The 15005-nt window shown below is 63.3% G+C and carries 12 protein-coding genes; 6 read left to right on the forward strand and 6 right to left on the reverse strand.

What is annotated here, in order from left to right; all coding sequences use genetic code 11:
• Positions 1–27 precede the first annotated feature (27 nt).
• Both M2S36_RS23130 and M2S36_RS23135 read right to left on the reverse strand, forming a co-directional pair.
• Positions 28–1152 carry a methyltransferase gene (locus M2S36_RS23130; protein ID WP_207836549.1) on the reverse strand — a complete coding sequence of 375 codons (1125 nt, stop codon included), beginning with the start codon at positions 1150–1152 and terminating at the stop codon, positions 28–30.
• A gap of 96 nt (positions 1153–1248) precedes the next feature.
• Positions 1249–1956 carry an autoinducer binding domain-containing protein gene (locus M2S36_RS23135; RefSeq protein WP_207836546.1) on the reverse strand — a complete coding sequence of 236 codons (708 nt, stop codon included), beginning with the start codon at positions 1954–1956 and terminating at the stop codon, positions 1249–1251.
• Positions 1957–2169: 213 nt separating this feature from the next.
• Here M2S36_RS23135 and M2S36_RS23140 point away from each other — a divergent pair, with 213 nt between their 5' ends.
• Complete coding sequence (locus M2S36_RS23140; RefSeq protein WP_207836544.1) at positions 2170–2946, forward strand: ferredoxin--NADP reductase; 777 nt, start codon at positions 2170–2172, stop codon at positions 2944–2946.
• Between the two features lie 123 nt (positions 2947–3069).
• On the opposite strand, the gene mscL is transcribed toward M2S36_RS23140, so the two are convergent.
• Positions 3070–3489: a large-conductance mechanosensitive channel protein MscL gene (gene mscL / locus M2S36_RS23145; protein WP_207836542.1), complete on the reverse strand. Its 420-nt coding sequence runs from the start codon at positions 3487–3489 to the stop codon at positions 3070–3072.
• Positions 3490–3666: 177 nt separating this feature from the next.
• Between mscL and radA the strand changes: the two genes are divergently transcribed.
• The gene (radA, locus tag M2S36_RS23150) at positions 3667–5037 is read left to right on the forward strand and encodes a DNA repair protein RadA (RefSeq protein ID WP_207836540.1); all 1371 of its coding nucleotides are present in this window, start codon (positions 3667–3669) and stop codon (positions 5035–5037) included.
• 176 nt (positions 5038–5213) lie between these two features.
• Here radA and M2S36_RS23155 read toward each other — a convergent pair whose 3' ends face one another.
• Positions 5214–6731: a nucleobase:cation symporter-2 family protein gene (locus M2S36_RS23155; protein ID WP_207836538.1), complete on the reverse strand. Its 1518-nt coding sequence runs from the start codon at positions 6729–6731 to the stop codon at positions 5214–5216.
• Positions 6732–6994: 263 nt separating this feature from the next.
• A complete protein-coding gene (locus M2S36_RS23160) occupies positions 6995–7354 on the reverse strand; it encodes a PilZ domain-containing protein (protein WP_207836536.1) in 360 nt (119 codons plus the stop codon).
• Between the two features lie 178 nt (positions 7355–7532).
• Here M2S36_RS23160 and M2S36_RS23165 point away from each other — a divergent pair, with 178 nt between their 5' ends.
• The 3 genes from M2S36_RS23165 (at position 7533) to yjiA (ending at position 10912) form a co-directional block, all read left to right on the forward strand.
• A complete protein-coding gene (locus tag M2S36_RS23165) occupies positions 7533–9599 on the forward strand; it encodes a carbon starvation CstA family protein (RefSeq protein WP_063913400.1) in 2067 nt (688 codons plus the stop codon).
• Positions 9600–9612: 13 nt separating this feature from the next.
• A complete protein-coding gene (locus M2S36_RS23170; protein WP_013974210.1) occupies positions 9613–9810 on the forward strand; it encodes a YbdD/YjiX family protein in 198 nt (65 codons plus the stop codon).
• Positions 9811–9934: 124 nt separating this feature from the next.
• Complete coding sequence (yjiA, locus tag M2S36_RS23175; RefSeq protein WP_207836523.1) at positions 9935–10912, forward strand: GTPase; 978 nt, start codon at positions 9935–9937, stop codon at positions 10910–10912.
• On the opposite strand, the gene M2S36_RS23180 is transcribed toward yjiA, so the two are convergent.
• Positions 10872–12359, reverse strand: a complete 1488-nt coding sequence (locus M2S36_RS23180; protein ID WP_233687081.1) for a methylenetetrahydrofolate reductase C-terminal domain-containing protein — start codon at positions 12357–12359, stop codon at positions 10872–10874. The two genes, yjiA and M2S36_RS23180, sit on opposite strands and share 41 nt — an antisense overlap.
• A gap of 315 nt (positions 12360–12674) precedes the next feature.
• Between M2S36_RS23180 and metE the strand changes: the two genes are divergently transcribed.
• Entirely contained in the window at positions 12675–14966 is a 2292-nt protein-coding gene (metE, locus tag M2S36_RS23185; protein ID WP_233694106.1) for a 5-methyltetrahydropteroyltriglutamate--homocysteine S-methyltransferase, read from the forward strand.
• The last annotated feature ends 39 nt before the right edge of the window (positions 14967–15005 follow it).

The raw sequence follows: 15005 nt of genomic DNA on the forward strand, positions 1-15005 counted from the left end.
CTTGCCGGCGATAGGGCCGGTACAGGCTTACTTGCGGGCTTTCAGGATAACGAACTTGGGCGTTGCGGCCACCTGCTCAACCCCACGGAACAACCGCGCCAGCTTGCTGTGATAGCCCAGGTGCCGGTTACCCACGATATACAGCGCACCGCCCACCACCAGCGCTTCCCGCGCCTGCTGGAACATGCGCCAGGCGAGGAAGTCACCCACTACCTGCTGCTGGTGGAACGGCGGGTTGCACAGCACCACGTCCAGCGACTGCTTCTCCACCCCCGCCAACCCATCAGCTGCCTCGAACACCGCCGGGCGCTCACCCAGCGCGGCCTGCCAGTTCTCTTGTGCCGATTGCACCGCCATGTACGACTCGTCGACCAGGGTGTACTGGGCATCCGGGTTGTCCAGGGCGCTGGCTATCGCCAGCACGCCGTTGCCGCAACCCAGGTCCGCCACCCGCGCACGGCCCAGTTCGCGGGGCAGGTGCGGGAGGAACGCCCGGGTGCCGATGTCCAGACCCTCACGGCAGAACACGTTGGCGTGGTTGACCAACTCCAGCGCCGGCGCGTCAAGACGGTAGCGGCTAGGGTAGGGCGAGCGGGCGACAGGCCGTTCGGCCACCGTTGCTGTCAGCAACCGAGCCTTTTTTTGTGCCAGCGAGGCCTGCACCGGGCCGATGTACTTCTCCATAAGGTCACCTGCCGCTCGTGGCAGGTGCTTGATCATCGCCCCGGCAATCACCTGTGCACCGGGCGCCAGGTGGCCTTGCAGGCGGATCAGCTGTTCTTCGAGCAGGGCCAGGGTCTTGGGCACGCGCACCAGCACCCGGTCGAACGGGCCTTGCCAGTGTTCGCTGGCCGGTACGAACGGCACGCTGTCAAACGGCAGGCCATTGCGTGTCAGGTTCTTTTCCAGGGCCAGGTGCGCCAGGTGCGAGTCGCCACTGCTGACCACCTGCAGCTTGCCCGCCAGGCTGGCGGCCAGGGCGCCAAAGCTGTCATTGAGCACCAGCACCCGGCAGTTGGCCGCGGGGGCCTGTTCGTGCAGCTGCGCAAGCAGGTACTCGTCGGCGGCATCGAAAGCCTGCAGCGGGTCGTTGGCCTGTTCCGGCTGGCGGATCAGGTCGAGTTCGGCGTAGGGGGTGGTCAACAGGGGCATGGCGTCTGGCTCGGGTACGAAACTGCCCGTTGCGGTTCGCTCCGGGCTTTGCCGGGCGATTCTACAGGGCTTTGCCCAAGGTCGCAGGTTTGAAGGTCAGATCCAGCCACGCAGGGCGGCGATGGCGATGGCGCCGGCCTTGTTGGCGGCGTTGGTCTTGGTGATGACACTGCGGATATGGAAGTTCACCGTGCTTTGCGACAGCGACAGGATGCAGGCCACGTCGGCGGCGGTCTTGCCGGCGGCCGACCATTTCAGCACTTCAAGTTCCCGATCGCTCATTTTCGGCGCCGGCGGGCACAGTGCATTGAGGTGGTGTTCGCCAAGCACCGCATGCAGGGTGTGGCACAGCCACTGCACGTTGCCGGCCTTGCCGTAGAGCTCTGCCATATTGATGCTGCCGGCAGGCCTGGCCACGCTGATCTGGCTTTCGTTGTGATGCAGATCGTGCAGCGACTGTGTCCAGCCATGGCGCAGACCGTGCTGGCAGGCGATTTCACGAAACTGCGGGGCTTCACGATACAGCTCGTCGGTCCATTGCACTGGCATGGTCGAGGTGTGGCTCAGGTATGCGGCCGCGTCCTGCTTGTAGAGCTCGTCGCCCTGATAGCGCTCGATCCAGCCGCTCGGGTAATTGCTGTAAAGGTACAGTCTGGGTGTTTGCGTGGCGATCTGGATGCGAATGTTCAGCCCGAGATATTCCATGCCCAGGTCCTGTGCCAGGCAAACCGCGATGTCGAACAGCTTCCGTGGGCTGCGTTCGCTGGCAAACGTATGAAGATGCTCGGGTTTCCAGTGAAGCATCTGAACAACTCCTTGGGTTCCAGGATTCATTCCGTTTGGGTGCCCGGATGATTGTAGGAAAAGACCTACGATCCCGCTGGGAATTTTTTGTTATAGCACTCAGGATTTTCTGCGACTTCGGCAGGATCGCCGCAGATGAGGCCCTACAAAGCAGTGGTTTTTATCCGCGCTACTTTGCGCGACACTGTGCACACGCCAAACCTGGAGCCCGATATGACCGCTAGCGCCGAAAAGTTCACCCGCCAGACCCTGCTCGATGTTCAGCCACTGACGCCGAACCTCTTCAGCCTGCGGGTTACGCGCGATGCGGGGTTCCGCTTCCGTTCCGGCCAGTTCGCCCGCCTGGGCGTGACCAAGGCCGATGGCAGTGTAGTGTGGCGTGCCTACTCCATGGTCAGCGCGCCCCATGACGAGCACCTGGACTTCTTCTCCATCGTGGTGCCTGGTGGGGAATTCACCAGTGAGCTGAGCAGGCTGGGGGCGGGCGATGCTCTGCTGATCGATCGCCAGGCCTTCGGCTTCCTTACCCTCGACCGCTTCGTCGGTGGCCGCGACCTGTGGTTGCTGGCGACCGGTACTGGCATTGCGCCGTTCATGTCGATCCTGCAGGACTTCGAGGCTTGGGAGCGTTTCGACAACATCAAGCTGGTGTATTCGGTGCGCGAAGCGAAAGAGCTGGCCTATGTGGATGAAATCGCCGGGCTGGAGCAGCGCGATTACCTGGCCGAGTTCGCCGGCAAGTTGCAGTTCATTCCGGTGGTGACCCGTGAACAGCACCCGGGGGCGTTGAACCAGCGTATTACCACGCTGATCGAGAATGGCGAACTGGAGAAGGCGGCGGGGCTGGAGCTGTCGCCGGAACATTCGCGGGTGATGCTGTGTGGCAACCCGCAGATGATTGACGATACGCGCAAGGTACTGAAGGCGCGCGACCTGCAATTGAGCCTGAGCAAGCGGCCGGGGCAGGTGGCGGTAGAGAATTACTGGTAAGGCCGTTGGGGGAGCGGCGGTGCGGCGGTCCGATCTGCCCGCGAACACCGGCGGAGCCGGTGCCATCCACCGCGTTGGATTCTTCGCGGGCATGCCCGCTCCCACAGCGCTCCCTATATAACCTCAGGGCAAACGGTTCTGGTTCTGCGCCTTGAGCAAATCGCGGATCTCGGTCAGCAAGGTCTCTTCGGCAGTCGGCACAGGCGGTGCAGTCGGTGCCACGGCCTCTTCACGCTTGAGCTTGTTGATCGCCTTCACCCCCATGAAGATGGCAAAGGCCACGATCACGAAGTCGATCACGGTCTGGATGAACTTGCCATAGGCCAGCACCACCGCCGGAACGTCACCTTCGGCAGCCTTCAGGGTAACTGCCAGGTCGCTGAAGTCCATGCCACCGATCAACAGGCCCAGTGGCGGCATGACCACGTCACCGACGAAAGACGAGACGATCTTGCCGAAGGCCGCGCCGATGATGATACCGACCGCCATGTCGACGACATTGCCTTTGACCGCGAAGGCCTTGAACTCACTGATCATGCCCATGTTTGGTTCCTTGTAACAAAAGGTAAGGTTTACGCAGTGTAAGCCACTTGAACGCTTCATGCGTTGTGCTCTGGGCTACTGACTGCGGTTAGAACGAATAGTTTTGTCGCATCCCGAGGCGTTCGAGGCACGTCCAGCTCGGCTATCATGGCGGTTTTTTCCAGGAGACCCCCAGCCATGGCCAAGGCCAAGCGCTTGTATGGCTGCACCGAGTGCGGTGCGACCTTCCCCAAATGGGCCGGCCAGTGTGGCGAATGCGGGGCCTGGAACACTTTGGTCGAGACCATGATCGAAAGCGGCGGCGCCGCTGCGCCCAGTAGCGGCCGTGCCGGCTGGACCGGTCAGCAGGCGCAGATCAAGACCCTGGCCGAAGTCAGCGTCGAGGAAATCCCGCGCTTCACCACCAGCAGCACCGAACTGGACCGCGTGCTGGGCGGTGGCCTGGTGGATGGCTCGGTGGTGTTGATCGGTGGCGACCCCGGCATCGGCAAGTCGACCATCCTGCTGCAAACCTTGTGCAACATTGCCGTGGGCATGCCGGCGCTGTATGTCACCGGCGAGGAGTCGCAGCAGCAGGTGGCCATGCGCTCGCGGCGCCTGGGCCTGCCCCAGGACCAGCTCAAGGTGATGACCGAAACCTGTATCGAGACCATCATCGCCACGGCGCGCCAGGAAAAGCCACGGGTGATGGTAATCGACTCGATCCAGACCATTTTCACCGAGCAGCTGCAATCGGCGCCCGGCGGCGTGGCTCAGGTACGCGAGAGCACGGCGTTGCTGGTGCGCTACGCCAAACAGAGCGGTACGGCGATTTTCCTGGTCGGCCACGTGACCAAGGAGGGCTCGCTGGCCGGGCCACGGGTACTTGAGCACATGGTCGATACCGTGCTGTATTTCGAGGGCGAGTCCGATGGCCGCCTGCGCCTGCTGCGGGCGGTGAAGAACCGCTTTGGCGCGGTCAACGAGCTGGGTGTGTTCGGCATGACCGACCGTGGCCTTAAAGAAGTGTCCAATCCGTCGGCGATCTTCCTCAACCGCACCCAGGAGGAAGTGCCGGGCAGCGTGGTGATGGCGACCTGGGAGGGCACCCGGCCGATGCTGGTTGAAGTGCAGGCGCTGGTCGACGACAGCCACCTGGCCAACCCGCGCCGGGTGACCCTGGGCCTGGACCAGAACCGCCTTGCCATGTTGCTGGCAGTGCTGCACCGCCATGGCGGTATTCCTACCCATGACCAGGACGTGTTCCTCAACGTGGTCGGCGGGGTGAAGGTGCTGGAAACGGCTTCGGACCTGGCGCTGCTGGCGGCGGTGATGTCCAGCCTGCGCAACCGGCCCCTGGCCCATGGCCTGCTGGTGTTTGGCGAGATTGGCCTGTCGGGCGAGGTGCGGCCGGTGCCCAGTGGCCAGGAGCGCTTGAAGGAGGCGGCCAAGCACGGCTTCAAGCGGGCCATCGTGCCCAAGGGCAATGCGCCGAAAGAGGCGCCGGCGGGGTTGCAGGTGATTGCCGTTACCCGGCTGGAGCAGGCCCTGGATGCGCTATTTGAGTAATTTGTAGCTTGTACCGGCCCTTTCGCGGGTAAACCCGCTCCCACAGGTACCGCATCAGCTTCAGGGTTGTGCAAACCCTGTGGGAGCGGGTTTACCCGCGAAAGGGCCGGTACAGGCAAAACGAAAAAGGGGCCGACGATGCGCGTCGGCCCCCCACCTCACCGCTCAGTCAGCAGTCAATGCTCGGCAACCGCACTGCGCCTGACCGTTTCATTGCCATGCTCGTCCAGTTCCAGCATCGGCACTTCATTACCCTCGGCATCGAACAGCTTGCCATCCTTGAAGTAGTCGCCATCACGCAGCGCTGAAATGTCCGAGTACTGGATGGTGCGCTCGTACGCGGCGGCAAACACCGACTGCTGGTCCGAGTTGCCGGCGGTGAAGTGGTTGAAGATCAGGTTCAGCAGGATGGCCATGATCGCCGCCGAGCTGATGCCCGAGTGGAAGATGGTCTCGAACCAGTTCGGGAAGTGGTGGTAGAAGGTCGGTGCGGCAATCGGGATCATGCCGAAGCCCAGCGAGGCGGCAACGATGATCAGGTTGACGTTGTTCTTGTAGCTGACCTTGGACAGGGTACGGATACCACTGGCCGCCACGGTGCCGAACAGCACGATGCCCGCGCCACCCAGTACCGGGGTAGGGACTGCTGCTATCACCCGGCCCATGATCGGCAACAGGCCCAGCACCACCAGGATCACGCCACCGGTGGCCACCACGTAGCGGCTCTTGACCCCGGTCACGGCTACCAGGCCGACGTTCTGGGCGAATGCGCTCTGGGTGAACGAGCCGAAGATCGGCGCCAGGACGCTCGACGCCATGTCGGCGCGCAGGCCGTTGCCCAGGCGCTTGGAGTCGACCTTGGTGTCGATGATCTCACCCACGGCGAGGATGTCGGCCGAGGTTTCAACCAAGGTCACCATGATCACGATGCACATCGACAGGATTGCGGCGATGTGGAATTCCGGCATGCCGAAATGAAACGGCGTGGGGAAGGCGAACATCGGGCCCTCGGTGACCTTGCTGAAGTCGGCCATGCCCAGCGCCCAGGCGATCAGGGTGCCGACCACCATGGCCAGCAGGATCGACAGGCGCGAGATGGCCGCGCTGCCCAGCTTGCTCAACAGCAGCACGATGGCGAAGGTCAGTGCTGCCAGGCCGATATTGGCCACGCTGCCGAACTCCGGCGATGCGCTGTTGCCACCCATTACCCAGCGGGCGGCCACGGGCATCAGGGTCAGGCCGATGGTGGTGATGACAATGCCGGTCACCAGCGGCGGAAAGAACTTGGTGATGCGCGAGAACACCGGGGTGATCAGAAAGCCGATCAGCGACGCTGCCATGACCGCGCCGAGCACGCCTGGCAGACCACCACCGCCCTCGCTGCTGAGGATTGCCCCCATGGTTGCCACACCGGCGAACGAAACACCCTGCACCAGCGGCAACTGGCAGCCGAAGAACGGCAAACCGAGGGTTTGCAGCAGGGTGGCCAGGCCACCGGCAAACAGCGAAGCGGCGATCAGCATGCCGATTTCGGCGCCGTTCAGGCCCGCGGCCTGCCCCAGGATCAGGGGTACCGCGACGATCCCGCCGTACATGGTCAGCACATGCTGCAGACCATAGGCCAGGTTGGCCCCAAGGCCGAGGTTTTCATCCTCGGGGCGCTTGGCGGGAGACGTGCTAGTGGACGTAGTCATGGAGCAGGCTCTCTGTTTATTGTTGTGGCGCTACTGTAGACACTTCCTGCAAATGATTTCCACAAGAATTGTATACAATATTTTGATTGGAGCGCGCACAAGAGCGCCCGCAAGGTGTGTGTGCATCCAATGCAGAACGCGTACCAACTCTTCAGAGGCTGTACTAGAGGGGTGTGTACAAAACGCTGCTACCCAGGCTTAAAGCTGTCTGGGTAGACAGGAAACACAAGGTGAGGAAGCCATTAGCTAGCTAAGAGATTTCATTATTCGATGAGTTCGCGCAGCTCACGCATCATTTCGGTGCTGTCGGCCACGTTCAATTCCACAAGACGGTGCAAATGGCTCATCGACTCGAGGTCGATGTACAGGCAGATGAAGCCCAGGCGGTCCGGTTCTTCATGGCGCAGTTCAACTTGCATCTGCACACGTGTATCGGGGTCCAGTTGAATGATGGCGTCGAAATCCTGGGTCAGGTCGGCATCCCAGTTGGCCGGGCGCTCGATCAGCAAACCCTTGAGTGAAAGGTCCAGCAGCTTGGCAGGCCAGCGTTGCAGGCCCTGGCGCAGTTCGGTGGGGGCGTCGAAATCGATGCGCTGAAAGCGGCGGCGTTCGTGTTCGCTCATGGGATAGATCCTCGAATAGGTCCTCAGGGGACATCCTGACTATAGTTAGAGTGGTATGTGCATCAGGTACCGCAATCTGGCCGCAGAGGCTCTAGACCAAAGCAAGTGTGGCAATGCGCGATGACTCGCCCTAGACTCGATGGGCGGTCTTTTCCAATCCACCAGCTGGAAGCAAACCATGAACAACAATAATAGCCTGCTACGCCACATTCCGTGGCTGGCGCTGGCAGTCATAGGAGCCTGTGCGCTGGGTGTGGTTGCCCTGCGTCGCGGCGAGGCGATCAATGCCTTGTGGATCGTGGTCGCGGCGGTGGCCCTCTACCTGGTCGCCTATCGTTACTACAGCCTGTTCATCGCCACCAAGGTGATGCAACTCGACCCGCGCCGAGCCACCCCGGCGGTGCTCAACAACGACGGCCTGGACTACGTCCCGACCAACAAACACATCCTCTTCGGTCACCACTTCGCCGCCATCGCTGGCGCAGGTCCCTTGGTCGGCCCGGTACTCGCCGCGCAGATGGGCTACCTGCCCGGCACGCTGTGGCTGATCGCCGGCGTGGTGCTGGCCGGTGCGGTGCAGGACTTCATGGTCCTGTTCCTGTCCACCCGCCGTAACGGCCGTTCGCTGGGCGACATGGTGCGCGAGGAGATGGGCCGCATTCCGGGCACCATTGCCCTGTTCGGCTGCTTCCTGATCATGATCATCATCCTTGCGGTGCTGGCGTTGATCGTGGTCAAGGCCCTGGCCGAAAGCCCGTGGGGCATGTTCACGGTGATGGCGACCATCCCGATCGCGATGTTCATGGGCATCTACATGCGCTACATCCGCCCGGGCCACATCGGTGAGATTTCGGTCATCGGCGTGGTGCTTCTGCTGGCCTCGATCTGGCTGGGGGGCCAGATTGCTGCAGATCCGACCTGGGGCCCGGCGTTCACCTTCACCGGCGTGCAGATCACCTGGATGCTGGTGGGTTATGGCTTCGTCGCCGCAGTGCTGCCGGTATGGCTGGTACTGGCGCCACGTGACTACCTGTCGACCTTCCTCAAGATCGGCACCATCGTTGGCCTGGCCATCGGTATCCTGATCATCGCGCCCGAGCTGAAAATGCCGGCGCTGACCCAGTTCACCGACGGCACCGGCCCGGTGTGGAAGGGCACCCTGTTCCCGTTCCTGTTCATCACCATCGCCTGTGGTGCGGTGTCCGGCTTCCACGCGCTGATCTCCTCGGGGACCACGCCGAAGCTGCTGGACAACGAAACCAACGCCCGCTACATCGGCTACGGCGGCATGCTGATGGAATCGTTCGTCGCCATCATGGCCATGGTCGCCGCTTCGGTAATCGAGCCGGGCGTGTACTTCGCCATGAACAGCCCGGCCGCGGTGGTCGGTGCAGACGTGGCGTCGGTGGCGCAAACGGTCAGCAGCTGGGGCTTCCTGATCACCCCTGAGCAGCTCGAGGCCACCGCCCGCGACATTGGCGAGCACACTGTGCTGGCCCGTGCCGGTGGCGCTCCAACCCTGGCGGTGGGTATCGCGCAGATCCTGCACCAGGTGCTGCCGGGTGAAAACACCATGGCCTTCTGGTACCACTTCGCGATCCTGTTCGAGGCCCTGTTCATCCTCACTGCGGTAGACGCCGGCACCCGTGCCGGGCGCTTCATGCTGCAGGACCTGCTGGGCAGCTTCGTGCCGGCGCTCAAACGCACCGAATCGTGGACCGCCAACCTGATCGGTACTGCCGGCTGCGTGGCCCTGTGGGGCTACCTGCTGTACCAAGGCGTGATCGACCCGCTGGGTGGCATCAACACCTTGTGGCCGTTGTTCGGCATCTCCAACCAGATGCTGGCCGGTATCGCCCTGATGCTCGGCACCGTGGTGCTGATCAAGATGAAGCGCCAGCGCTACGTCTGGGTCACCCTGCTGCCGGCCGTGTGGCTGCTGATCTGCACCACTACCGCAGGCCTGATCAAGCTGTTCGACCCGAACCCGGCAGTCGGCTTCCTGGCCCTGGCCAAGAAGTACAGCACTGCACTGGACGCCGGCCAGGTACTGGCCCCGGCCAAGGACATCGGGCAGATGCAGCATGTGATCTTCAATGCCTACACCAACGCCGGCCTGACCGTGCTGTTCCTGTTGGTGGTGTTCAGCGTGCTGTTCTTCGCTGTCAAGGTCGGCTTCGCCGCCCTCGGCCGCAAGGAACGTACCGACAAGGAAACCCCGTTCCAGGCCCTGCCGGACGCTTGAGAGGACTGCTGCGATGTTCAACGACCTGGGTCGACTGGGTAAATACCTGGGGCAGGCAGCCCGCCTGATGGTCGGCATGCCCGACTACGACAACTACGTCGAGCACATGCAGACCAAGCACCCGGACAAGCCGGTCATGACGTACGAGGAGTTCTTCCGCGAACGCCAGGAAGCGCGTTACGGCGGCAAGTCCGGGCCCAAGTGCTGCTAACGGCCCGCGCTAGCCTGATCGGCTAGCGCGGTCTTTGTGGGAGCGGCCTCGTGTTGCGATAGGGCCGCTCCCACAAGGGCCGTGGTACACCTTCAAAATTCTCACTGCACAGGAGATGTTCTGCGTGCAGACGCCTATTCCCGTAACCGTGCTCACTGGCTTCCTCGGTGCCGGCAAGACCACCTTGCTCAAGCACATGCTCAAGGCCGAGCACGGCCTGAAAATCGCCGTGATCGAAAACGAATTCAGCGAGGCCGGCATCGACAGCCAGCTGCTGGGCGACGAGCCGGTGCAGGTGATGACCCTGGCCAATGGCTGTGTGTGCTGCAGCATCCACGGCGACCTGACCCGCGCCTTGTACCTGCTGCTCGAACGCCTGGATGCCGGCGAGATCGCCTTCGACCGCCTGGTAATCGAATGCACCGGCCTGGCCGACCCGGCGCCGGTGGCACAAACCTTCTTCATCGACGAGGAGCTTCGCGAGCGCTATATCCTCGATGGCATCCTCACCCTGGTCGATGCCGCCCACGCCGAGCTGCACCTGACCCAGACCATCGCCCAGGCCCAGGTCGGCTTTGCCGATCGCCTGCTGCTGAGCAAGACCGACCTGGTCGAGCCCGCTGCGGTCGAGGCCCTGCGCGAGCGCCTGGCCCGCATCAATGGCCGGGCCGCGATCCGTGTGGTCGAGCATGGTCGCATCGACCTGGCTGAACTGCTGGATGTGCGTGGTTTCAACCTCAACCCCGATCTGGGCGCGAACCTGCAGCCGGCGCTGCGCCCGCTGCTCAAGCCCGCTACCCCGGACCGGATCTCCACCTTGGTGCTGCGCACGGAAACCGCGCTGGACATCGACCGCCTCAGCGACTTCATGAACGAACTGCTGGAAACCCACGGCAAGCAGCTGCTGCGCTACAAGGGCGTGCTGAACATTGCCGGTGAAGCGCGCAAGCTGGTGTTCCAGGGCGTGCTCAAGCTCTACGGCTTCGACTGGGATGCCGAGTGGGCCGAAGATGAAACCCGCGAGAGCGTGATGGTGTTCATCGCCGACGAATTGCCCGAAGCTAGGATTCGGGCTGGGTTCGAGGCGCTGGCTGCGGGCTGAGCTGACGCGGTGTCTGGGCCTGGAACCACTGTGGCCATGAACTGCGGTGGCGTGTCTCCAACTCGATACACGGGATCAGGCGCTCGGTCAGCAGCGCCGTTTGCCGCACCGCCTTGGCAGTGCGGTACTTGGCGCTGTGGATGCACTCGCGGTCGCCGAACTCGCAGCGGTTCAGCGCCGTGCCGCCGCAGGGGCCATTGGCCAGGCCCTTGGGGCAGGTTTCCGGGCAGATGTACAGGGTGTCCTCCAGGCGGCAACGGCCGCAGGTGTCGCAGCCTACCAGCGGGTGCTTCACCGCGTGTTCCACCTTGTGCAGCACCCGCGCGCCAAGGCGTGTAGTCCACAAAGGCTGGCGCACGGCCCAGCCAAATGCCTTGCTCAGGCCATTACGGCGGCTGAACAGCAGCGAATGCATGCCGTGCATCAGGTGATAGCGCGCTTTTTCTTTGAACGACGCATCGACCCGTGACTCGCCCTGGCGCCAGCTCGCCTGTGGCGGGTGGAAGCTGACTGCCGGCAGACCGGGCATCTGCCAGCTGGCATGCCAGGCCGGCGCCCATTGTTCCAGCGTGTGGATTTGCGCCTGCCAGTGCTCGATGCGTGCTTCCAGGGCCAGCAGTTGCTTGAGTTCGTGAACCCCCGACAGATGCACGCCGGCATAGCCCATCAGCTTCACGCCGATGATCTGCAAGGCCAGGCGGTCGATGCTGCGCGCCTGGGCAAAGGCCTTGGACTGCGCCGCTTCCGCTTCGAGCATGTCGCGCATGGACGGCGTGACGGTCACGCCCGCCACGTGCTCGAGCATCGTCGCCCGCCCGTGGGTGAGGCTCATCAGGCAGGCCAGCATCGGCCTGGGCGTGGCCTGGCGGCTCATCCAGTGCATGGCTTCCTGGTGTTTGCCAGCATCGAAACCCAGTTGCAGGGTGAGGAAGTCGGCGCCTGCCGCCAGCTTTTTCTCGGCCTTGAAGTATTGGGCACCGCCTTCTTCCTCGCAGTACTTGAACGGGTTCAGCGCAGCGCCAAGCAGCCAGTGCGGGCAGGCCTGGCGGGCGATCTGCAGGGCTGCGACCGATTCCAGGTAGCGCACCGGGCGCTGGCCAGGCTGGTGGCCGGGCAGGCGGTCGCCGGTGAGCAGCAACAACTGGTCCAGGCCGGCGGCATCCATGCGTTGCAGTTGGGCGAGCAGGTGGTGGTGTTCGCGGTCCTTGCCGGAGAAATGCGGCAGGGCGGGTACCGGGTTGCTGAACGAGGCGAGGGCGTCCAGTGGCGACATGTCCAGCGGGCTGCCGACGCGGTCGCCAATGGCCACGGTCATTGGCCAGCCGCACAGGTGCGCACGGGCCAGGATCGCCTCCATGGCGGCGAAGCGTTCTGCGGAGGCTTTGGGGACGAACTCCATGACGCAGACGAAGGTGTTTTCGCGCAGCGCGGTTTTCAGCAGGCTCATGGGGCCGGGTACCTGGTGTGGTCAGGGTGGCATTGTGCGGCAGAAGGCGGGTGGGGTCATGTCCGAATGCGCAGGGTGGTGCTCTGAATGAGACATCCAAGGTTGCCTGTAGCGGCCCTTTCGCGGCTAAAGCCGCTCCCACAGGGTGGCGCGGTACCTGTGGGAGCGGCTTTAGCCGCGAAAGGGCCGGCACAGGCAGCACAAAAACATGAACATGAGGAAATCTTGGGTTCATCTCAAATTTAATGAGTTTGTCTCAAGATGCAAGCATCCGGAAAATCCCCTCATTCATTTATGCATGCTGAGGGACAAGACATGGCACTGGCACACAACCTGGGCTTTCCACGTATCGGTCGCGACCGCGAGCTGAAAAAGGCCCTGGAAGCCTACTGGAAGGGTGAACTCGACGAAGCCGGCCTGCGCGCCGTCGGCCGTGAGCTGCGTGCCCGCCACTGGCAGGTGCAGAAAGACGCCGGCATCGAACTGCTGCCGGTCGGCGACTTCGCCTGGTACGACCAGGTGCTGACCCACTCGCTGACCTTCGGCGTGATTCCGCAGCGTTTCCGCAGCCAGGACGCTGCCAGGCCGACCCTGCAGACCCTGTTCGCCATGGCCCGTGGCGCCGTGGGTGACAGTTGCTGCGGTGGCGCACACGCCCAGGAAATGACCAAGTGGTTCGACACCAACTACCACTACCTGGTCCCCGAATTCACCGTCGACCAGCAGTTCGCCCTGAGCTGGGAGCAGTTGTTCGAAGAAGTGGCAGAGGCCCAGGCCCTGGGCCACGCGGCCAAGCCGGTAGTAATCGGCCCGCTGACCTACCTGTGGCTGGGCAAGGCCAAGGGTGGCGATTTCGACAAGCTGGAGCTGCTCGACCGCCTGCTGCCAGTGTATGACCAGATCCTCAACCGCCTGGCTGCCCAAGGTGTGGAATGGGTGCAGATCGATGAGCCGATCCTGGCCCTGGACCTGCCTCAGGACTGGAAGAACGCTTACGAGCGCGTCTACAACATCCTTCAGCGGGCGCCACTGAAAAAGCTGATCGCCACCTACTTCGGCGGCCTGGAAGACAACCTGGGCCTCGCCGCCAACCTGCCAGTCGATGGCCTGCACATTGACCTGGTACGGGCGCCCGAGCAGTACCCGACCATCCTCGATCGCCTGCCGGCCTACAAGGTGCTGTCGCTGGGCCTGGTCAACGGCCGCAACGTCTGGCGCTGCGACCTGGAAAAGGCGCTGGCGGTACTGCGCCATGCCCATGAACGCCTGGGCGAGCGGCTGTGGGTGGCGCCGTCCTGCTCGCTGCTGCACAGCCCGGTGGACCTGGCCCGTGAGGACCAGCTCGATGCCGAACTGCACAGCTGGCTGGCCTTTGCCGTGCAGAAGTGCCAGGAAGTGGCGCTGCTGGCCAAGGCCATCAATGTTCCGCAAGCCGACGACGTGACCACAGCACTGGCGCAGAGCCAGGCCGTGCAGGCCAGCCGCGCCGCTTCGCCGCGTATTCACAAGCCTGCCGTGCAAGCCCGCCTGGCGGCCATCAAGCCCGCTGACAGCCAGCGTCAGTCGGCGTTTGCCCAACGTATCGTCAAGCAACGTGCGGGGCTCGACCTGCCAGCGTTCCCGACCACCACCATCGGCTCGTTCCCGCAGACCTCGGCGATTCGCCTGGCACGCCAGGCCTACAGGCAGGGCAAGCTGACCGAGGCCGATTACGTCGAGGCCATGCACAGCGAGATCCGCCATGCGGTGAAAACCCAGGAGGACCTGGGCCTGGATGTGCTGGTACACGGTGAGGCCGAGCGCAACGACATGGTCGAGTACTTCGCCGAGCAGATCGATGGCTATGCATTCACCCGCTTCGGCTGGGTGCAGAGCTATGGTTCGCGCTGTGTGAAGCCTGCGGTGATCGTTGGTGACCTGAGTCGGCCGAAGGCCATGACCGTGGAATGGATCAAGTACGCCCAAGGCCTGACCAGCAAGGTGATGAAGGGCATGCTGACCGGCCCGGTGACCATGCTGATGTGGTCGTTCCCGCGTGAAGACGTGAGCCGCGAAGTGCAGGCGCGCCAGCTGGCGCTGGCAATCCGCGACGAAGTGGTCGATCTGGAAGCGGCGGGTATCAGGATTGTGCAGATCGACGAAGCGGCTTTCCGTGAAGGCCTGCCGCTGCGCCACGGTGCCTGGGCCCACTACCTGGAGTGGGCCACCGAGGCCTTCCGCCTGTGTGCCTCGGGGGTGCGTGACGAAACCCAGATCCACACCCACATGTGCTACAGCGAGTTCAACGACGTGATCGAGTCGATCGCGGCGATGGATGCCGACGTGATCACCATCGAAACCTCGCGGTCGGACATGGAGTTGCTGGCGGCGTTCGAGCGCTTTGCCTACCCCAACGAGATCGGCCCGGGTGTGTATGACATTCACTCGCCACGGGTGCCGACCCGTGAGGAGATGGTCAAGCTGCTGCGCAAGGCTGCCCGGCGTATCCCGGCCGAGCGTCTGTGGGTCAACCCGGATTGCGGGCTGAAGACCCGTGCCTGGCCGGAGACCGAGGCCGCGCTGATCAATATGGTTGCCGCTGCTCGTGAGTTGCGCGCTACCGCCTGATCATTTACTGCCGGTACCGGCCTCTTCGCGGTGTACGAC

The sequence above is a fragment of the Pseudomonas sp. SF2 genome (assembly GCF_036858055.1).
Taxonomy (GTDB): Bacteria; Pseudomonadota; Gammaproteobacteria; order Pseudomonadales; family Pseudomonadaceae; genus Aquipseudomonas.